General features: G+C 74.1%; 17 protein-coding genes. 3 read left to right on the top strand and 14 right to left on the bottom strand.

Annotation, left to right across the window (positions count from 1 at the left end; translation table 11 throughout):
- Nucleotides 1-31: 31 nt before the first annotated feature.
- Genes ABZO31_RS05400 through ABZO31_RS05415 form a run of 4 tightly spaced genes read right to left on the bottom strand, consistent with a single transcriptional unit; the run spans nt 32 to nt 3,851 of the window.
- Nucleotides 32-1,186, bottom strand: a complete 1,155-nt coding sequence (locus tag ABZO31_RS05400; protein ID WP_406859815.1) for a methyltransferase — start codon at nt 1,184-1,186, stop codon at nt 32-34.
- 33 nt (nt 1,187-1,219) lie between these two features.
- The gene (locus ABZO31_RS05405; protein ID WP_406859816.1) at nt 1,220-1,834 is read right to left on the bottom strand and encodes a histidine phosphatase family protein; all 615 of its coding nucleotides are present in this window, start codon (nt 1,832-1,834) and stop codon (nt 1,220-1,222) included.
- 59 nt (nt 1,835-1,893) lie between these two features.
- The gene (locus ABZO31_RS05410; RefSeq protein ID WP_406859818.1) at nt 1,894-2,373 is read right to left on the bottom strand and encodes a GNAT family N-acetyltransferase; all 480 of its coding nucleotides are present in this window, start codon (nt 2,371-2,373) and stop codon (nt 1,894-1,896) included.
- Between the two features lie 38 nt (nt 2,374-2,411).
- Nucleotides 2,412-3,851 carry a PLP-dependent aminotransferase family protein gene (locus ABZO31_RS05415; protein ID WP_406859819.1) on the bottom strand — a complete coding sequence of 480 codons (1,440 nt, stop codon included), beginning with the start codon at nt 3,849-3,851 and terminating at the stop codon, nt 2,412-2,414.
- Here ABZO31_RS05415 and ABZO31_RS05420 point away from each other — a divergent pair.
- The gene (locus ABZO31_RS05420) at nt 3,850-4,767 is read left to right on the top strand and encodes a DMT family transporter (protein ID WP_406859820.1); all 918 of its coding nucleotides are present in this window, start codon (nt 3,850-3,852) and stop codon (nt 4,765-4,767) included. The two genes, ABZO31_RS05415 and ABZO31_RS05420, sit on opposite strands and share 2 nt — an antisense overlap.
- A gap of 104 nt (nt 4,768-4,871) precedes the next feature.
- Complete coding sequence (locus tag ABZO31_RS05425) at nt 4,872-5,069, top strand: DUF1918 domain-containing protein (protein ID WP_406859821.1); 198 nt, start codon at nt 4,872-4,874, stop codon at nt 5,067-5,069.
- Between the two features lie 31 nt (nt 5,070-5,100).
- Here ABZO31_RS05425 and ABZO31_RS05430 read toward each other — a convergent pair whose 3' ends face one another.
- On the bottom strand, nt 5,101-6,390 hold the full coding sequence (locus ABZO31_RS05430; RefSeq protein ID WP_406859822.1) for a glycoside hydrolase family 10 protein: 1,290 nt from the start codon (nt 6,388-6,390) through the stop codon (nt 5,101-5,103).
- 167 nt (nt 6,391-6,557) lie between these two features.
- Between ABZO31_RS05430 and ABZO31_RS05435 the strand changes: the two genes are divergently transcribed.
- Nucleotides 6,558-7,418, top strand: coding sequence for a 3-hydroxybutyryl-CoA dehydrogenase (locus tag ABZO31_RS05435; RefSeq protein ID WP_406859823.1), 861 nt, complete (start codon nt 6,558-6,560; stop codon nt 7,416-7,418).
- Nucleotides 7,419-7,534: 116 nt separating this feature from the next.
- Here the strand turns inward: ABZO31_RS05435 and ABZO31_RS05440 are convergent, their stop codons facing one another.
- The 9 genes from ABZO31_RS05440 to ABZO31_RS05480 all read right to left on the bottom strand — a co-directional run bounded on the left by ABZO31_RS05440 (nt 7,535) and on the right by ABZO31_RS05480 (nt 19,897).
- Nucleotides 7,535-8,065: an NUDIX domain-containing protein gene (locus ABZO31_RS05440; protein WP_406859824.1), complete on the bottom strand. Its 531-nt coding sequence runs from the start codon at nt 8,063-8,065 to the stop codon at nt 7,535-7,537.
- 62 nt (nt 8,066-8,127) lie between these two features.
- The gene (locus tag ABZO31_RS05445) at nt 8,128-9,471 is read right to left on the bottom strand and encodes a transcriptional regulator (protein ID WP_406859826.1); all 1,344 of its coding nucleotides are present in this window, start codon (nt 9,469-9,471) and stop codon (nt 8,128-8,130) included.
- A gap of 330 nt (nt 9,472-9,801) precedes the next feature.
- The gene (locus ABZO31_RS05450; RefSeq protein WP_406859827.1) at nt 9,802-10,875 is read right to left on the bottom strand and encodes a PP2C family protein-serine/threonine phosphatase; all 1,074 of its coding nucleotides are present in this window, start codon (nt 10,873-10,875) and stop codon (nt 9,802-9,804) included.
- 134 nt (nt 10,876-11,009) lie between these two features.
- The gene (locus ABZO31_RS05455) at nt 11,010-12,137 is read right to left on the bottom strand and encodes a flavin-containing monooxygenase (protein ID WP_406859828.1); all 1,128 of its coding nucleotides are present in this window, start codon (nt 12,135-12,137) and stop codon (nt 11,010-11,012) included.
- Between the two features lie 100 nt (nt 12,138-12,237).
- Nucleotides 12,238-13,887, bottom strand: a complete 1,650-nt coding sequence (locus ABZO31_RS05460) for a LuxR C-terminal-related transcriptional regulator (RefSeq protein ID WP_406859829.1) — start codon at nt 13,885-13,887, stop codon at nt 12,238-12,240.
- 150 nt (nt 13,888-14,037) lie between these two features.
- Nucleotides 14,038-16,566: a phenylalanine--tRNA ligase subunit beta gene (gene pheT, locus ABZO31_RS05465; protein ID WP_406859830.1), complete on the bottom strand. Its 2,529-nt coding sequence runs from the start codon at nt 16,564-16,566 to the stop codon at nt 14,038-14,040.
- Nucleotides 16,566-17,693: a phenylalanine--tRNA ligase subunit alpha gene (gene pheS, locus ABZO31_RS05470; protein ID WP_406859831.1), complete on the bottom strand. Its 1,128-nt coding sequence runs from the start codon at nt 17,691-17,693 to the stop codon at nt 16,566-16,568. The genes pheT and pheS overlap by 1 nt, the downstream gene beginning before the upstream one ends.
- Nucleotides 17,694-17,829: 136 nt before the next feature.
- Nucleotides 17,830-18,975 (bottom strand): sensor histidine kinase, encoded by a 1,146-nt coding sequence (locus ABZO31_RS05475; RefSeq protein ID WP_406859832.1) that lies wholly within the window; start codon nt 18,973-18,975, stop codon nt 17,830-17,832.
- Between the two features lie 82 nt (nt 18,976-19,057).
- Nucleotides 19,058-19,897, bottom strand: a complete 840-nt coding sequence (locus tag ABZO31_RS05480) for a TrmH family RNA methyltransferase (RefSeq protein WP_406859833.1) — start codon at nt 19,895-19,897, stop codon at nt 19,058-19,060.
- Between the last annotated feature and the right edge of the window lie 124 nt (nt 19,898-20,021).

The following is a 20,021-nucleotide window of genomic DNA, read 5'->3' on the forward strand; positions in this document are numbered from 1 at the left end:
GAGCCGGTGGACGGCGGGCGCGGCCCGGGCGCTAGCGGCGCTTCACGGCCCTGAGGACGACGAACTTCGGGTCGCTCGCGACGAGTTCGCAGTTGCCGAAGACGCGGCGGAGGGTCGCGTGGTAGCCGAGGTGGCGGTTGCCGATCACCCAGAGCTCGCCGCCGGTGCGGAGCACCCGGCGGGCGCCGGAGAACATGCGGCGGGCGGTGCGGTCGGTGGTGGCCTGGTGGCTGTGGAAGGGCGGGTTGTTCAGGACCAGGTCCACCGAGCCGGCCGGCAGCTCGGCCACTCCGTCGCCGACCAGGAACTCGGCCTTCCGGCCGGGCTCGGCGTTGGACTCGAAGGTCGCCTCGGCGGAGGCGACCGCCTGGTACGACTCGTCGGTGAAGACCAGTTCGGCGTCCGGCTCGCGCAGCGCGACCGCGAGGCCGACCACGCCGTTGCCGCAGCCCAGGTCGACGACCCGCGACCGGCCGAGGTCCTCGGGAAGGTGCTGCAGGAAGAAGCGGGTGCCGATGTCGAGACGGTCGGCGCAGAACACGCCGGCGTGGTTGGTGACGGTGTGGCCGGCCACCCCTCCGGCCGCGTCGGCGGGCAGCTCGTACCGGTACGGCCAGGGGTTCGCGCCCGGCCGGAGCGCCGGGTCGGGCGTGGTGTGGATGAGGCGGGCCTTCTTCACGGCGAGCGAGGTGCGGGTCGGGCCGAGGATCCGCTCGAACAGCTGGAGCGTGGAGGTGTGGATCTCCTTGACCATGCCGGTGCCCACGACCACCGTTCCCGTGTGCACCGCGGGCGCCAGCCGGTGCAGCTGGTCCTCCAGGAGGGCCAGGCTCTTCGGGACGCGGACGAGGAGGACGTCGACGCGGTCCGGCGGGGTGTCCTGGGTGGTCAGCAGCAGCGGCTGCCGCTCGGCTCCGGCCCGGGCCAGGTTCGCGTGCGTCGCCTGCCGGCCGAGGTGCGAGTCGGTGATCTGGACGAGCCGCCCCGCGGCCCCGGCGAGGACGGTGGTCAGCGCGCCCCAGCGGTCGCCGACGACGGCGACCGTGCCGGACAGGTCCTGGCCGCTCTCGTGCAGGTGCCGCAGCAGGTACTCGTCGGACGCGTCCCAGGCGCGCAGGGTGTCGCGCGGGTCCTCGGGGTGGCGGGTGAGCTCGAACTCGCCCCATGACGTGGTCAAACGGTTCATCGTGCCTCCCAGGCTAGCCGGTCGGCGCGGCCCTCACGGGCCCGGTGTGTACGGGCGCATCACGGGCGCGGGCCGCGGCGCCGGCTCCAGCTGGAGGTGCCACCCTCCCGGGCGGCCGGTCAGGGTGACCGTCGACAGCGGCCGGACGTCCACGTTCCAGTACGTCGCGGGCGGAGCCTTCAGCACGTACACGAAGGCCGCGCGGACCACCGACGGCTCCGCGACCGCCACGATGGTCGCTCCGTCGTCGGCCGGCCGGGTGTCGAGCCAGTTGCCGATCCGGGTGATGAAGGCCAGCAGCGGCTCGCCGCCGTGCGGGGCGCTGCGGGGGTCGCCGAGCCAGGCGTCGACGGAGGCCGGGTCCAGCGCGGCCACCTCCGCGAGGGTGAGCCCGCGCCAGCGGCCCATGTCGCACTCGCGCAGCGCGGGCTGGGCGAGCGGCGCGTAGCCGAGCGCCTCGCCGGTGGCCCGGCTGCGGGGCGTCGGCGAGCAGTAGCGCAGTTCGGCGCCCCCCAGCGGTACCAGCGCCTCGGCGGCGCACTGCACCTCGTACCAGCCCGCGGCGTCGAGCGGGCGGTCGTCGTCGAAGCGTTCGGCGAGCAGGGAGGAGCTGCGCGCCGCTGCGACCAGCGTGACCCGGAGTCCCATGGGCGCGATCGTGAGGCCGCGTCCGCCGTAGGTCAAGAGTTCGACGCGTGCGGAGCTCGTCAGTGCAGGCCGAGGGCCATCCACCGGCCCGGGTCCTGGAGCCGTGCGAAGCCGACCTTCTCGTACACGCCGTGGGCGTCCTCGGTGGCCAGCATGATGCGGCGCACGCCGTACGGCGCCAGGTGGTCGCGGACGGCCGCCACCAGCGCGGTGCCGAGTCCGGTGCCGCGGGCCGGGCGGTCGACGTAGACGTCGCAGAGCCAGGCGAAGGTCTCCCGGTCGGTGACGACCCGCGCGTACGCGGCGAGCTCGCCGGTGTCGCGCTGGTACGCGCCGAAGTTGAGGGAGGCGTCGATGGCCCGGTCCTGCTTGGCGCGGGGGCGGCCGAGGGCCCAGTAGGCGTCGGTGGAGAGCCAGTGGTGGACCCGGGCCCGGTCGAGGCGGGCGAGGTCGGTGGAGATCTCGTACGCACCGTGCACGGCGAGTGCGACGGCGTCGGTCCCGGCGTCCGTACCCGTGTCGTCGTTCGGTTCGTTCATGGGCCGCAGGCTCGCAGGAGGGGCGGGAGGCTGTCAGCTCAATTCGTCAGCTCGTCGACCGCCGTGCGGAGCCTGCGCACGCCCTCCGCGAGTTCCGCCGGCCCAGCCACCCCGGCGAAGCTCAGCCGGACGTGGCCGGCGGGCGGTTCGGCGCTGAAGTACGGGCGGCCCGGTGCGACCGCGACGCCGGCGCGCAGCGCGGCGGACAGCAGGGCGGCCTCGTCGAGGGTGTCCGGGAGGCGGAGCCAGAGGTGGTACCCGCCGGAGGGGATGCGGGGCGGCAGGGCCAGCTCGGGCAGGCTCCCGGCGAGGGCAGCGGCCAGGGCGTCCCGGCGGCTCCTGAGCTCGGCCGCCACCTGCCGCAGGTGACGGCCCCAGGCGGGCGCGCCGACGAGTTCGAGCGCGGCCTCCTGCAGGGGGCGGGGGACGAAGAAGCTGTCGACGACCTGGATGGCCCGGAGCCGCTCCAGTACGGGCCCCCGCGCGGCGAGCGCGCCGACCCGGAGGCTGGCGGAGGTGACCTTGGTGAGCGAGCAGACGTGGACGACGACGCCGTCCGGGTCGTCGGCGGCGAGCGGCGCGGGCAGGGGCCCCGCGTCCTCGTGGACCAGCCGCCGCGCGAAGTCGTCCTCGACGACGAACGCGCCCGCGGCACGGGCGATCCGCAGCACCTCGAGGCGGCGGGCTCCCCGGAGCACCGCGCCGGTCGGGTTCTGGAACAGCGGCTGGCAGACGAACACCCGGGCCCCGGTGGCCCGGAAGGCCGCTTCGAGGAGGTCGGGCCGGACGCCGTCGGTGTCGACGGGCACGGGCACCGGCCGCAGGCCGGCCGCGCGGGCCACGGCGAGCATCCCGGGGTACGTAGGCGACTCGACGAGCACGGGCGTGCCGGGCGTGCCGAGGGCGCGCAGCGCGGTGGTGAGCGCGGACTGCCCGCCGGCGGTGATCAGGACCTCCGCGGCGGTGACGCTGCCGCCGATCTCGCGGGCGAACCACTCGCGCAGCTCGGGCAGTCCGTCGGCGGGCGGCCGCCCCCAGGCGCCGGGGCGGCGGCCGGCCCGGGCCAGGGCGGCGGCGAGGGCGCGTTCGGGCTGCAGGGCGGGGTTCAGATAGCCGCCGTTGAACTCGACGACGCCCGGCGGCGGGGCGGCCAGCGTGACGAGGACGCCGGAGGCGTCGACGGCGCGCGGCACGACCTCCGCGGCGGTGTCGGCGCTGAGCGCGACCTCCTGCCAGGACGTGTCGCCGGCCGGGGCCGCGACGGCGCGCGGCTCGGCGCGGAAGGCCCCGGCGCCGGGCCGGGTGACGACCAGGCCCTCGGCGGCGAGCAGGCCGAGCGCGCGGGTGACGGTGACCGGGGAGACCCGGTACTGCTCGACGAGCGCCCGACTGGACGGCAGCTTTCCACCGTATGGATAGCGGTGGAGCTCGGACCTCAGAGAGTTCGCCAGTTCGGCCACACTGCTACGCTCATGCATGACAGCACAGAATAGCGCTACTCGCCTCAGCTCGATAGCGGTCGACGGCATCGGCGGGACCCGGACCCGCGGCACCCTGCTCGCGGTCCTCGGCGTGGTCGCGTTCTCGCTCACCTTCCCGTCGACCGCCTGGGGCCTGGAGAGCTTCGGCCCGTGGTCCCTGGTCGGCGTGCGCTCCGTCCTCGCCGCCCTGATCGCGGGCGCGTTCCTGCTGGCGCTGCGCGTCCCGCTCCCCGACCGCCGGCACTGGGCCGGGCTCGCCGTCGTCGGGGCGGGCGTGGTGGTGGGCTTCCCGTTGCTGACCACGCTGGCGCTGCAGACGTCCACCACCTCGCACGCCGCCGTGGTCGTCGGCCTGCTGCCGCTGACGACGGCCGCGTTCGCCGCCGTCCGCACCGGCCGCCGGCCCTCGCGAACGTTCTGGGCGGCGGCGGTCGGCGGGGCCGTCGTCGTGCTCGCGTTCACCCTCCAGCAGAGCGGCGGGGCGCTGTCGACCGCCGACCTGTACCTGTTCGGCGCGCTGCTCGTGTGCGCCGCCGGGTACACCGAGGGCGGCCGGCTCGCGGCCGTGATGCCGGGCTGGCAGGTCGTCGGCTGGGCCCTGATCCTCTGCCTGCCGCTCGCGGTCGCCTGCTCGGCCGTGGCCCTCGCGCACGAGCCCGTGCACCTGACCGCGCGGGGCGTGATCGGACTGCTCTGGGTGGCGGCCGGCTCGACGTTCTTCGGGCTGTACGTCTGGTACCGCGGCATGGCCGAGATCGGCATCGCGCGGGCCAGTCAGCTCCAGCTCGCCCAGCCGCTGCTCACCCTGTGCTGGTCGGTGCTCCTGCTGGGCGAGCAGCTGCCGCTGGCGGCCCCGCTGGCCGCCGTCGGGGTGCTGGTCTGCATTGCGGTCACCCAGCGCGCGCAGACCTGACGGGCGGGCCCCACGAGCCCGGCAGGACACCCGGGGTGACCCAGGTCACAATTGCAGACGTAGACTCCGAAGTAGGCAGGCCGGTCGCGAGGAGGTCAGTCGGGATGCATGCGAGCAAGGGCGACAAGCTGGTGGTGCACGGCCGCACCGTAGGTCAGCACGACCGTACGGCCGAGGTCCTCCAGGTACTGGGCGAGAACGGCAACCCGCCGTACCGGGTCAAGTTCGACGACGACGGCCACGAGGCCCTGATGTCACCGGGCCCCGACACCGTCGTACGCCATCACGAACAGCCGATGTGAGCACCGGGAGCGGACGTGAGCGCGGCCGCTCTCACCGAGGCGAAGGCGTACGGACCACGGTCGGGTAGTGGTCGGCCACCACGGTGGCCATCGCCCCGATCCGGTCCGTCGCGACGTCCGTCGCCGCGAAGTAGCAGTGCCCGCCCACCGACGGGTACGCCCCGGCGACGTCAAGGTGCCGGGACAGCTCCTCCGGGTCCTGCCAGGCGGCCGGCTGCGCCGGATCGCCGGCCTTGTACAGCGCCTCGCCGATGTACAGCGCGGTGCCGCTGTCCCGGGCGACCCCGTCCCACCAGGCCACCAGCGTCGCGTAGTCGGCGGCGGTGTTGCCGATGTGCCAGTACAGCTGCGGCACGACGTAGTCGATCCAGCCCTCCCGCACCCACTTCCGGGTGTCCGCGTAGAGATCGTCGTACGTCTGCACCCCGCCGCGGGTGTCCGAGCCCAGCGGGTCCGTGGACGCGTTGCGCCACACGCCGAACGGGCTGATCCCGAAGGCTGCCTGCGGTGCCAGGGCCCGCAGCCGCCGCACGGTCTCCCCCACCAGCAGATCGATGTTGCCGCGCCGCCAGGACGCCTTGTCCGGGTAGGCGCCGCCGTACCGCGCGTAGGCGTCGTCGTCGGCGAAGGTCTGCCCGGCCACCGGGTACGGGTAGAAGTAGTCGTCCCAGTGGAAGCCGTCGAGCGGGTAGCGCCGGGCGGCGTCGAGCATGGCCTCCTCGACGAAGGCCCGGACCTCCGGCAGCCCGGGGTTGTAGTACAGCTTGCCGCCGTACGGCACGACCCAGTCGGGATGCAGCCGCGCCGGGTGCGAGGCGGTAAGCCGCCCGGGGTCGGTGTGGTTGGCCACCCGGTACGGGTTGAACCACGCGTGCAGCTCCAGGCCGCGGGCGTGCGCCTCCTCGACGGCCGTGCCCAGCGGGTCCCAGCCCGGGTCGCGGCCCTGCACGCCCGTCAGGCACTGCGCCCACGGCTCGTACGGCGAGGGCCACAGCGCGTCGGCGGTCGGCCGGACCTGGAACACCACCGCGTTGAGGTGGTTGGCCACGGCCGTGTCGAGATGCGCGAGCAGCTCCGCGCGCTGCTGTGCGGCGCCGAGACCGGGCTGCGAGGGCCAGTCCCGGTTGGCGACGGTGGCCAGCCACATGCCCCGGAACTCGGTGGCGCGCTGTGTCCTTCTTCTCATCCGTCCGCCCCCGTCCGGCCCGCCCCCCGGTGCGGCGCCGAAGCCGGCGTACGCGGCCGCTCCCCCGCCGATCCCCAGTGCCGCGGCCGTTCCGGCCGCCCCCGCCACAAAGCCCCTTCGTCCCATTCGCCGCATCAGTGCCCCTCGGATGTCGGGTACGTCACACCTGTCCGGCCAGCATGCACCTCCCGAACGATCGATCAAACGAGGCTGGCGGAGTAACGTCATGGAGTCGAGGCGGAGAACCGGAATCACACGGGCCCGCCGCCAAGCAGAACGAAAGACACGAGGTGACGGACTCCATGGCCGACATTGAGCGCGTCGGAGTGGTCGGCTGCGGCCAGATGGGCGCGGGCATCGCAGAGGTGTGCGCCCGCAGCGGCCTCGACGTGAAGGTCGCCGAGACCACCGGCGAGGCGCTGGAGATCGGCCGCACCCGGCTCACCAACTCGCTGTCGAAGGCCGCCGAACGCGGCAAGATCAGCGAGGAGGAGCGGGACGCGGCGCTGGCGCGGCTCAGCTTCACCACCGACCTGGGCGAGTTCGCCGACCGGGACCTCGTCATCGAGGCCGTCGTCGAGAACGAGCAGGTCAAGACCGAGATCTTCCAGGTGCTCGACCAGGTGCTGACCCGCCCGGACGCCATCCTGGCCTCGAACACCTCCTCCATCCCGCTGGTGAAGCTGGCCGTGGCGACCTCCCGCCCCGACCACGTCGTCGGCATCCACTTCTTCAACCCGGCCCCGGTGCAGAAGCTCGTCGAGCTGATCCCGGCCCTCACCACCTCCGAGGGCACGATCAGCCGGGCGCAGGTCTTCGCCGAGAAGACGCTGGGCAAGCACGCGATCCGCGCCCAGGACCGCTCGGGCTTCGTGGTGAACGCGCTGCTCGTGCCGTACCTGCTCTCCGCGATCCGGATGTTCGAGTCGGGCATCGCCAGCCGCGAGGACATCGACAACGGCATGGAGTTCGGCTGCGCCCACCCGATGGGCCCGCTGAAGCTGTCGGACCTGATCGGCCTGGACACCATCGCCTCGATCGCCGACTCGATGTACGCGGAGTTCAAGGAGCCCCTGTACGCCGCTCCCCCGCTGCTGCAGCGCATGGTGGACGCGGGCCGGCTGGGCCGCAAGACCGGCTCGGGGTTCTACGTCTACCCCTGAGCCTCGCCGCAGGACACCCCCAGACCCGCGCCCGGGACTCCGCTGCCCCGGGACGCGCAGGCCGGACGGCCCGTACACCGCACAGGTACGGGCCGTCCGGCGCATTCCGGGCCCGGTCAACCGAGCCGCATGTGATGGAGCATCAGCAGCCCGGCGGCCATGTTGGCGGCCGGGATCTCGCCGCGGGCGATCATGTCGGGGATCTGCTTGAGGGGTATCCAGGCGCGCCTGGAGGACTCGAAGCCGTCCTCGGGCGGACCGGTGTACGTGGCCTCCTCGGTCCAGTAGAGGTGGTGCCGGGCGTCGATGAGACCGTTGGCGGGCTCGACGGTGAGGAGATGGCGCAGCGGTCCGGGCCGCCAGCCGGTCTCCTCCTCCATCTCGCGGGCGGCGGCGGCCTCGATGTCCTCGCCGTCCTCGACGACGCCCGCGGCCAGTTCCCAGCCCCAGCTGTCGGTGATGAAGCGGTGGCGCCAGAGCAGGAGCACCTCGTCGGCCTCGTTGACGGCGGTCGCCACGGCGACCGGCCGGAGCCGGATCAGATAGTGGTCGAGGCGGCGGCCGTCGGGGAGCGCGACGTCCGCCAGGTTCACCCGGAACCAGCGGTTCTCATAGACCGGTTGTTCACTCAGTTTCGTCCACTGCACGTTTCTGCCACCTTTCTGCCACCTTCCGATTAGTCGGTGGCAATATGGCAGCAGTCCTCGGGTCACAGGGGAACGCGGAGCGCTCCGTCGATCAGTTCCGCGGCCTCCCGGGCGTCCCCGCCGCCGCTCGCCAGCAGATGTTCCCGCACCAGGCGCAGCCGGTCGCGCAGCCGCTGCGACTCCATCCCCCGCACCCGCTCGGTCATCTCCACCGCGGTATGGGCCGCCCGGTCGACCTCTCCCTCCCGCAGCTCGATCTGGCAGAGCATGGCCAGCCGGTGGACCCGCCCCCGGTCGTGCGCCGGCACCGCCACCGCCCGGTCGGCGTGCGCGCGCGCCGAGGGAAGATCACCCAGCTTGAGGAGAGCCTCCGCGATCTGCACGTTGACGTGCCCCGGCTGCACGTACCCGGTCTCTGCCGGCTCCGTCCCCGGACAGATCCGCTCCGCCTCCGCCTCCGCCCGCCGGATGCACGCCAACGCCGCGGCCCCGTCGCCGAGATGGGCGTACGCCTTGGCCTGCATCGCCGACAGGTCGCCGGCCAGCGCCGGGGTGATCCGCTGCCCCGCCGACCGCAGCGCCGCCTCCGCGAAGGCCACCGCCTGCCGGTACTCCCCCATGAACAGCGACTGGTTGACCAGCAGCGCGATCACGTACGCGCCCAGGCCCCGGTCGCCGCTCGCCTTCGCGAGCCGCAGCGCCTGGTGGAAGTACCGCTGCGCCAGACCGTGCGCGTCGGAGTCGTACGCGCAGATCCCGGCGATCGCGACCAGGCCGCCGGTCGCCCGGTGCAACTGCCGCCCCAGCGCGTCGGGATACGCGCCGCGCAGCAGCGGCGCGGTCTCGGCGTTGAGGAAGCCGACGATCCGGGCGCGGGTCGCGAGACCGCCGGCCCTGCGGTACATCAGCTCGTAGTGGGCGCGGGCGGCGCGCAGCAGGGCGACGTCGGACGGCACGACGCGGGTCTGGCCGTCACGGGACACGTCGGCGTCCTCCGGCGGGTTCTCCCACTCCCAGACCGGCATCACGGCGGGCGTGCCGGTGACCGCCGGCGCCGCGATGACATGCGGCCGCTGCTGCTCGTCGGAGCGCCACAGGGCGGTGGCCCGCTCCACGAAGCCCGAGAGCGACGAACCGTTCGGGGCCGCGGCGGGACCTCCGGGGACGCCGAGGCCGATGTCGTCGAGGGTGACGGTGCGGTGCAGCCGGGCGGCCAGCACCTCGCAGATCAGGTCGGGCACCTGGCCGCGCGGCCGCTGGCCCTTCAACCAGCGGGCCACGGCGGTGTGTTCGTACCGCAGGGCGAGGCCCCGGGCCCGGCCGGCCTGGTTCACATGGGCGGCCAGGCCCGCGTGCGAGACCCCCGCCTCGTCGAGCAGGGCGTCGAGCAGGGTGTTGGGCTGCATGGGGCTCTCCCGTGGTCGGTCCGCCCTGACGGGAAACGGTTCGCGGACCGGGGTCGATGCGAGACTAGGGCCGATTCGCACGGGGTGTGAAGGGAATGCCCGCATAAGCACCCTGTGCACTCTGCCGCCGTGCCTCCGCTGCCGGTTGACTGAGCGTCCTCCCGCCGAGGGATCTGCCCCCTCGGGGAGGGAGGACCCGCCTCCCCGGAGGCGGCCGGGCCGTCTGCTCCCCCTCGTACAGCGCGACGGCCCGCCCCGCGCCGCCCGTCCTGCCGTCTGCCCGACACTCCGTGGCAGGACGGGCGGCGCCGACCGGAAGACGCCGGCCCCCTATCCCGGGTACGGCGCCGGTCGGGTGCGGCGCAGCCCGGGTTCGGCGGGCTGCGCCGGGACCCGCACCCGGTCGTTGCGCACGACGAGCAGCGCCACGTCGTCGGCGAGCCGGCCGCCGGTGTGCCGCAGCAGGGCGGTGTGCACCCGCTCGACCAGGGCCGCGGGCGCGACGGGCGCCTCGCGGACGGCGTCGGCGAGGACGGCCTCCAGCGGGAAGAACCGGCCGCCGGAGTCCCGGGCGTCCTCCGCGCCGTCGGTGTGCAGCAGCAGCGTCTCGCCGGGCCGCAGCCGGCCGCACCGGTACGGGATGAGCTCGGCGGGCAGCGGGAACGCGCCGAGCGGCGGCAGCGGATCGCCGGCCGGCAGCACCTCGGCCCGCCGGCCGAGCCGGTACGGGCCGGGATGGCCGCAGTTGAGCGCGTGCACCGACCCGCCGGGCCGGATCTCCAGGAGCAGGACGGTGACGAACTCCTCGGCCGCCGGATGCTCGGGCTCCGCCGTGCCGCCCGCCGGGTGCTCGTCGCGGGCCCGGTCGCGCAGATGGCGGGCCAGCGCCCGGTCCAACCGCCGTAACACACCGCCGAGTTCGGGTTCGTCGTGGACGGCCTCGCGGAAGCTGCCCAGGACGGCGGCGACGGCCCCGAGCGCGGCGAGGCCGTGCCCGCGGGCGTCCCCGATGAGCAGCCGCACGCCGTACGGGGTGGCGGCGGCCTCGTACAGATCGCCGCCGACCTCCGCCCCACGGGAGGCGGACAGCTGGGCCGCGGCGAGCGCGAGCCCGTCGAGACGGGGCGGCAGCGGCCGCAGCACGACCCGCTGGGCGGCGTGCGCGATGGCGCGCATCCGCTCCAGCTCACGGGCGAGCCCGCGGCGCAGGCCCAGGACGAGCCCGGTGCCCACGCTGAAGAACACGGCGCTGGTGGCGATCCGCATCGGCAGCCCGGGCTGTTGGGCGAGCGGACAGGCGAGTTTCCATGTGACGGCCACGGCGCCCCAGGCGCCGGGGAGGACGAGCGGACGCAGCCGGCGCAACCGGCTGACCTTGGAGTGCGACGACCTTGTACGGATCATGCACGGCCCTCCCTGAGGCCCTCCAGCACGCAGGCCGGCCCCTGCGGCCGCGTCGATTCTGTCGACACGGCCGGTCACGGGGGAACATCCGCCAGACTTCTCACCCGAAGGAGTGAGCACCGGGAGCGCGGCTGTCAGGCGTGCGCCCTCGTGCGGTGCCGGGCGCCCGTTTCGGCGCGATGGCGCACCAGATGGCTCACGACGTGCTCCGCGTCCCGGCCCGCGCCTCCGATGAGCATGGAGGCGAAGGCGTACTGGAAGGCCAGGCCGACGAAGTACAGCCCGGGCGACGAGGGGACCACGCCGCGCTCCTCCAGCGGCCAGCCGTCCTCACCCGTGACCGGCAGGTCGATCCAGGAGAAGTCCTGCCGGAAACCGGTGCACCAGACGACGTTCGCCACGTCGAGGACCCGGCCGCCGTCCAGCATCGGCATCCCGTCCCGCACGCCGACGGTCCGCTCTGGGACCAGCTCGACGCCGGCGCCGGTGAGGTCGGCCTTCTTGACGCGGATCAGCGGCCCGCCGTGCGCCCGGACCTCGGGCCGCATCCTGCGTCCGATCGGCGTCCGCAGATTCAGCACGTGCTGCGCCAGGAACCACAGCACCGGGAAGACCGCGTGGGCGGGCCGGCCCTCGATGTCGAACGGGATCTCACCGTGGATCGTCCCGCTGAGCACGGTCGGGTGGCCGGCCTTCCCGGACTCGTAGGCGATGTCGCCGCCGGAGTGGGAGGCGCCGACCACCAGCACGGCGCCGGGCCGCAGGTCGTCCGGGTTCTTGTAGGAGCTGGAGTGCAGCTGGGCGATGCGCGGGTCGAGTCCGGCGGCGAACCCGGGGACGTACGGGGTCCGGCCGAACGAGCCGGAGGCGACGACGACGTGGTCGCAGAGGTAGGCCCTGGTGCCCGTCTCGACCACGTACCCGCCGTTCTCGCGGCCGAGCCGGGCGACGCGCTCGCCGTGCCGCACGGGCAGGTCGAAGGTCTCGGCGTAGGTCTCCAGGAAGTCGGCCATCTCGTCCTTGGTGGGGAAGGACATCGGCGGCGCGGGGAAGCGCATGCCCGGCAGCGAGGCGACCTTGGCCGGGCTGTACAGCCGCAGCGAGTCCCAGTGGCAGCGCCAGTTGTCGCCGACGCGGGCGTTGCCGTCCAGCACCACGAACGGCCGGCCGTGGCGGGCCAGGTGGTATCCGGTGGACAGACCGGCCTGACCTGCTCCGATGACGACCGTCTCGATGCGTTCCGTCCTGTCGGTGGGGTTCATCGCCGGCCTCCTCGGTTCGTTCCTGAGCACGACACTAGGCAGACGGCCCCTGCGGCTGCTTCGGGAGAACGCCCCAATCCCACGCCGCGCCGGCGATGGGTCATTCTGCCCATCGCCGCCCGACCAGATCGTGCTCGTAGGCGTACGCCGTGGCCGCTGACCGGGAGGAGAGCCCGAGCTTGCCGAAGATGTTGCTCAGATGCCGGGCCACGGTCTTCTCGCTGAGCATCAGCTCGGCGGCGATCGCGTGGTTGGTCCGGCCGGTGGCGACCAGCCGCAGCACCTCGAGCTCCCGGGGGCTGAGCCCGCCGTCCCCGCGCGGACCCGCGTGGGTGAGCGCGTCCAGGCGGGCCAGGTCGGGGGCCGCGCCCAGGTCCCGGAACACCTGGCGGGCCGCGTGCAGCTCGAGCCGGGCGGTGCCCGCGTCGCCGAGCCGCTGCCGGGCGAGGCCCAGCAGGACGAGGGAGCGCGCCCGCTCGTACGGGGCCTCGATCTCGTCCCAGATCCTGCCCGCCTCCAGCAGGGCGTCCAGCGCCGCCGCGGCGTCCCCCTCCGCCAGCAGGACGGCCCCGCGCGCATGGGCGGCGACGGCCTGCAGCAGCGGGGCGCCGAGCGCCCCGGCGGTCCCCGTCAGCTCGTCCGCGGCGGCCCGGGCGGCGGGTACGTCGCCGACGGCCAGCATGATCTCCGCGTACGGGGCGAGCAGCCTCGCCCGGCGCAGCCGGTCCGGCGTCTCGTCCAGGACGCTGCGGATGGCCGCGGCCGCCGCGTCGGCCCGGCCCTGGGCCAGCCACAGCAGCGCGAGCCCCGGCTGCGCCCGGTGCCCGCACGCGCCGGCCTGCCGGTAGGTCTCCTCGGAGCGGGCGAAGGCGCCCTGGACCCGGTACAGCTCGGCCTCCTGGTACAGCGCCATGCCGAGGACGCCGCGCCCCGGCGGCTCGGTGAGCCGCTCGCAGGCCCGGCGCGTCTCGTCCAGGGCGTCGGGCCAGGCGCCGTGCGTCTGCAGCACGTGGGCACGGTGGATCAGGCACTGGCCGCGGTACGGCACCAGGTCCGGCTGGGCGGCGCACCAGTCGGACAGCGCCTCCGTCCACTCCTGCGCCCGGCGCAGGTCGAAGATCTCCTCGCAGGCCTCGATGACGCTGCAGTACACGAGTCCGGTGACGAGCGGCGACAGCCGGCCGGACACGACCGCGACCATGGCCTCGTCGAGCAGGGCCGTCCCGGCGCCGGTGTCGCCCGCGAAGATCAGCGCCCGGCCCTGGCCGTGCCGGGCCAGCGTCACCAGGTCCTGGTCCCGGAAGCGCTCGCCGATCGCGGCCGCCTCGCCGAACAGGGTGTACGCGGCCCCGGGATCCTTGTGGATGAGCCGCAGCCCCTGGGGGAAGAGCACATAGCCCTGTTCCACGCAGTCCAGCCGGCCGTCGTCGAGCAGCCGCCGCGCCCGGGCGAGCCAGCCGCCGCCCTGCGCCGTCTCGCCGCGCAGCAGCAGCGGCAGGGCCATCCAGAAGGCGCAGCGCACGGCGCGGGCCGTCTGGCCGAGGTCCAGATACGCGTGATGGGCCCGCTCGGTCGCCGCGCCGCACTCCGCGTCCCGGCCCAGCAGGTAGGCGGCGGTGGCGAGCAGGACGAGGTCGTCGGGGCCGAGCGACCGCTCCCCGTCGGCGTCCGAGAGCGCGGCGTAGGCGTCCGACCACGCCTCACGAGCAAAGGCGTCCCGGGCCCGTTCCAGATCCGCGGCCACGTCCATGACGGCTCCCACCACCATTGCACCGCACGGCCATGGACTTGTCAGGCCGGGCCGGGGCCGGGAACGACGGAGGGCCGCCGCCGGGAGTCCCGGCGGCGGCCCTCCGGCCGTGGGTGTGCCTTACGGCCTCACGGCCTACGGCTCACGGCCTCACGCGCCGCGCAGCGTCGCGCCGAAGCGCTCCGTCGCCAGGGCGACGGCGGCGTCACGGGCGGCGGACGCCTCGTCGACGGTGAGCGTGCGGTCCGCGGCGCGGAACTTCAGCGCGTACGCCAGGGACTTCTTGCCCGTGTCGATCTGGTCGCCGGTGTACACGTCGAACAGCCGGATGGACTCCAGCAGCTCGCCCGCGCCCTCCCGCAGCACCGTCTCGACCTCGGCAGACGGCACGTCGGTGCCGACGACCAGCGCCACGTCCTGGGTGGCGACCGGGAAGGAGGAGATCCGCGGGGCCTTCAGCGGCCCCTCGTTCGCCTGCTCCAGGACGTCGAGGTCCAGCTCCATCGCGCAGGACCGGGCCGGCAGGCCCAGCGCCTTGACGACGCGCGGGTGCAGCTCGCCGGCGTGGCCGGCGAGGACCTTCTCGCCGTCCACGACCACGTGGAACGCGGCGCAGCGGCCCGGGTGGAACGGGGCGTGCTGGTCGGCGCTGATGATCAGCTCCACGCCGGCCTCGGCCGCGACGATCCGGCCGGCCTGGATCGCGTCCGCCCAGTCCGACGGGTGGCCCTTGCCCCACCAGCCGGCCTGCTCGCGGGCGCCCGCGAGGACGACGGCGACGCGGTACGGCTGCGCCGGGAGGGCGGCGTCGAGCTGGGCGATCTCCTCGTCGGTGGGACGTCCGTCGACCCGCAGCCGCTCGGCCTCGCCCGGCTTCTCGCCCGGCCGGAAGACCAGGCCGGTCTCGAAGAGCGCCAGGTCGTGGCTGCCGCGGCCGTCGTTGCGGCGCAGCGCGCCGAGCAGGCCCGGCAGCAGCGTCGTACGGAGCGCGGGCTCCTCGTCGGAGAGCGGGTTGACCAGGGTGACCACGTTGCGGCGGGCGTCGTCGGCCGCGAAGCCGAGCTGGTCGAGGACCTGCGCGCCGATGAACGGGTAGTTCAGGGCCTCCACGTAGCCGGCGCCGGCCAGGGCGCGGCCGACGCGGCGGCGGGTGCGCTGGCGCTCGGTCAGCCCGCGGCCGGCGGGCGGCTTGGGCAGCGTCGAGGGCAGGTTCTCGTACCCCTCGAGGCGGATGACCTCCTCGGCGAGGTCGTTCGGCGCGCCCAGGTCGGGACGCCACGACGGCACGGTGACGATCAGCTCGTCCTGGCCGTAGACGTCGCAGCCGATCTCCTGCAGGCGCCGGACGACGGTCTCGCGGCCGTAGGCGACACCCGCGACCTTGTCCGGGTGGTCCGCCGGCATGGTGATGGTGCGCGGCGCGGACGGCGCGACGACCTCGGTGACGCCGGCCTCGGCCGTGCCGCCCGCGAGCAGCACGAGCAGGTCGACGGTGCGCTGCGCGGCAGCGGCCGCGGCCTGCGGGTCGACACCGCGCTCGAAGCGCTTGGACGCCTCGGAGGACAGCTTCTGGCGGCGCGCCGTGCGGGCGATCGCGATCGGGTCGAAGTGCGCGGCCTCGATGACGACCTCGGTGGTGCCGGTGACGGCGTCGCTCTCGGGGTCGGTCACGGCGTCGGCGATCTCCGAGTTCTGGCCGCCCATGACGCCGGCGAGGCCGATCGGCCCGCGGTCGTCGGTGATGACCAGGTCCTCGTGGTGCAGGGCGCGGTGAGCCCCGTCGAGGGTGACGAAGTGCTCGCCCTCCTCGGCACGGCGGACGCCGATGGTGCCCTGGACGCGGCTGCGGTCGTAGGCGTGCAGCGGCTGGCCGAGCTCCAGCATCACGTAGTTGGTGATGTCGACGGCCAGCGAGATCGGGCGCATGCCGGCCTTCTGCAGACGGCGCTGCAGCCAGATCGGCGAGCGGGCCTCGGGCTCCAGGCCGGTCACCGTGCGGGCCACGAAGCGGTCGCAGCCGGCCGGGTCGGCGACCTGGACCGGGTAGCCGTACGAGTTCGGGGCGGGCACGTCGAGCAGCGCCGGGTCGCGCAGCGGCAGGCCGTACGCGATGGCGAGCTCGCGGGCGACGCCGCGCATCGACAGGCAGTAGCCGCGGTCCGGGGTGACGGCGATGTCGAGGACCTCGTCGTACAGCTCCAGGAGGACGGTGGCGTCGATGCCGACCTCGTGCTCCGGCGGGAGCACGATGATGCCGTGCGAGCCGTCGTCGCCCATGCCGAGCTCGTCGCCCGAGCAGATCATGCCGCGGGAGACCCTGCCGTACGTCTTGCGCTCGGCGATGCGGAAGTCACCGGGCAGCACGGCGCCGGGCAGGGCCACGACGACCTTGTCGCCCTCGGCGAAGTTCCGGGCGCCGCAGATGATCTCCTGGGGCTCGCCGGTGCCGTTGGCCTGGCCGACGTCGACGGTGCAGAAGCGGATGGGCTTCTTGAACTCCGTCAGCTCCTCGATGGTGAGGACCTTGCCGACCACCAGCGGGCCGGTCAGGCCGGCGCCGAGCTGCTCGACGGTCTCGACCTCGAGGCCGGCCGAAATGAGCTTGGCCTGGATGTCACGCCCGGTCTCCGTCGCCGGCAGGTCGACGTACTCCCGCAGCCAAGAAAGCGGGACCCGCATCAGATCTCCATCCCGAACGGCCGGGTGAACCGGACGTCACCCTCGACCATGTCTCGCATGTCTTCGACGTTGTGGCGGAACATCAGCATTCGCTCGATGCCGAAACCGAAGGCGAATCCGCTGTACTTCTCGGGGTCCACGCCGCAGGCGACGAGCACCTTCGGGTTGACCATGCCGCAGCCGCCGAGCTCGATCCAGCCCTCGCTGCCGCAGGTGCGGCAGGGGCGGTCGGGGTTGCCGACGGACTCGCCGCGGCAGACGTAGCAGAGCATGTCCATCTCGGCGGACGGCTCGGTGAACGGGAAGAAGTTCGGGCGGAGCCGGGTCTTCATGTCCGGGCCGAAGAGCGCCTGGACCATGTGGTCCAGGGTGCCCTTGAGGTCCGCCATGGTGAGGCCCTCGTCGACGGCGAGCAGCTCGATCTGGTGGAAGACCGGGGTGTGCGTGGCGTCGAGCTCGTCGGTGCGGTAGACGCGGCCGGGGCACACGACGTAGACCGGGGGCTCCCGGTCGAGCAGCGTGCGGGCCTGCACCGGGGAGGTGTGGGTGCGCAGCACGATGCCGGACTCGTCGCCCGTGGTGCCCTCGGGGCCCTGGACGAAGAAGGTGTCCTGCATCTGGCGGGCCGGGTGGTCCGGCACGAAGTTGAGGGCGTCGAAGTTGAACCACTCCGCCTCGACCTCGGGACCCTCGGCGACCTCGTACCCCATGGAGACGAAGACGTCGGAGACCCGCTCCATCAGCGTGGTCAGCGGGTGGCGGGCGCCGGCCGGGACGCGGTCGTACGGCAGCGTGACGTCCACCGCCTCCTCGACCAGGACACGGGCGTCGCGCTCGGCCTCCAGCTCGGTCTGGCGGGCGGCCAGCGCCTTGGAGACGGCGCCGCGGGCCTGGCCCACGAGCTTGCCGGCCGCGGCCTTGGCCTGCGGGGGCAGGGCGCCGATCTCGCGGTTGGCGAGGGCCAGCGGCGAGGTGCCGCCGGTGTGCGCCGTCTTGGCGTGCGCGAGCGCGTCGAGGTCGCCGGCGGCCGCGAAGGCGGCGAGCGCCTCGTCCCGCATGCGCTCGATCTCTTCCGGTTTCAAGGCTTCGACCTCGACCGGGTCGTACGACTTATTGGGTGCCGACATCTCTTCCCGTGCTTCCGTTTGGCTGGCTGGGCGCAGCCCCGCTCGACGACAAGGGCGCAAACGTGCCAAAGGTCGAGTCTAACGGGGTGCGGGGACGCGAATGAGCCCGTGGGCGGCCTGCGCGGCTCGGGTCTCGTCAGGCGAGATAGGCCGGGGCGCTCACGGGCAGGATAAATCGGAACTCGGCGCCGCCCCGGGGGCCGCGGCCGACGGTGATGGTGCCGCCGTGGGCCTCGACGATGCCCTTGACGATGTACAGGCCGAGGCCGGTGCCGCCGCGCTTGCTCCCCCGCCAGAAGCGGGTGAAGACACGGCCCATCGACTCCTCGGGGATGCCGGGGCCTTCGTCGCTCACGGTGACGGCCGTGCCTTTCTCGTCGTCCTGCGCGGTGGCGGGTGCCACCTCGATGGTGACGGTTCCCTCGCCGTGGCGCACGGCATTTTCCAGCAGGTTGCCGAGCACCTGGTCGATCTTGTCCGGGTCCGCCCACAGATCGGGCAGGCCGGGCCGGACGCGGACGAAGAAGCGGTCCGGGGACTGGCCGCCGGCGGTGTGGGCCTGGATGTGCCGGCCGACGGCGGCGGCGATGTCGACGGGCTGGCGGCGGACCTCGAGCCGGCCGGAGTCGATCCGGGAGATGTCGAGGAGTTCGGCGATGAGCCGGGTGACGCGGTTGGCGTCGGCGTCGACGGTCTCCAGCATCAGCCGCTTCTGGTCGTCGGTGAACCGCTCCCACTTGGCGAGCAGGGTCGCCGTGAAGCCCTTCACGGAGGTGAGCGGGGAGCGCAGTTCGTGGGCGACGGTGGCGATCAGCTCGGCGTGGCTGCGTTCGGTGCGGCGGCGGGCCTCGGTGCCGCGGAGGCTGACGACGACCCGGCGGACGGGGCCTGCGGGGGTGTCGCGGATGTACCGGGCGGAGACCAGGACCTCGCGGCCGCCGGGCAGCAGCAGGTTGCGCTCGGGCTGGCCGGTGCGGGTGGCGAGCCCGCCGTACGGGTCGGTCATGGCCCACCAGCGGCGGCCCTTGAGGTCCTCCAGGGGCAGCGCCTGCTCCAGGGGGCGGCCGAGGGCGCGGGCCGGGGCGACGGAGGTGATGCGGCCGGCGGCGGCGTTGAAGCAGATCACCCGGCCGGCGGCGTCGGCGACGACGAGTCCGTCGGGCAGCTCGTCGGGGTCGATCGCGGCGATCGGGGCCGCCGCGGCGGCCCGTTGCGGCTCGGGGGCGTACGGCGGCGTGCTCTGGTCGCCTGTGGGCCTGTCCGTGTCCGTGTCGGCCGTCATCCCCGTATCCCACCCCTCCGTGTGACGCAGTGGGCCCCCGAGCCCGTCACCCTACTAGCTGAAGGTGACGGTTTGGACCCCCTCAGTGGGTACGGCCGGGGCGCTGGGCCCGCGCGGAGGCGTACAGGCACACCGCGGCGGCCGTCGCGAGGTTGAGGCTCTCGGCCTTGCCGTGGATCGGGACGCGCACGACCGCGTCCGCGAGGGCGCGGGTCTCCTCCGGGAGTCCCCAGGCCTCGTTGCCGAAGATCCAGGCGGTGGGACCGCCCATGGTGCCGGCGTCCAGCTCGTCGTCCAGGTCGTCCTCGCCGGCCCCGTCGGCGGCCAGGATCCGCACGCCGGCGGCCTTCAGTTCGGCGACGGCCTGCTCGACGGGGACGCCGACGGCCACCGGCAGGTGGAACAGCGAACCGACGGAGGCGCGCACGGACTTGGGGTTGTACAGGTCGACGGAGGCATCGGTGAGGACGACGGCGTCGGCGCCGGCCGCGTCGGCGCAGCGCAGCACGGTGCCGGCGTTCCCGGGGTCGCGTACGTGGGCCAGGACGGCGACCAGCCGGGGCTTGGCGGCGACGATCTCCTCGAACGGCGAGTCGAGGAAGCGGCAGACGCCGAGCAGGCCCTGCGGGGTGACGGTCTGGGAGACCTCGGCGAGCACGGCGTCGGAGGCGTGGTGGACGCGGGCGCCGGTGGCGCGGGCGGCCTCGACGATGTCGGCGTACCGTTCGGCGGCCTCGGCGGTGGTGAAGAGCTCCACGAGGGTGGGCTGCCCGTCGCCGCCGCGGTGGGCCACGGCCTCCCGGACGGCCTGCGGGCCCTCGGCGATGAACCGGCGTTCCTTGCCCCGGAAGTTGCGCTTGGCGAGCCGCCGTGCGGCGACGACGCGCGGGGAACGCGGGGAGATCGGCTCGGGGGTGACCATGGGCTGCGGCGGTTCTCTTTCGTGATCCGGTGCGAGGTCCGGGTTACGTGGTCCGGAGGCTGACGCGCCCGGACCCGCAGGCGGGCTCGCCTGCGGGTCCGGGCAGAAGTGCTGCGGCCTGGAG

This window comes from Streptomyces solicamelliae (assembly GCF_045348655.1).
GTDB classification, from domain to species: domain Bacteria; phylum Actinomycetota; class Actinomycetes; order Streptomycetales; family Streptomycetaceae; genus Streptomyces; species Streptomyces solicamelliae.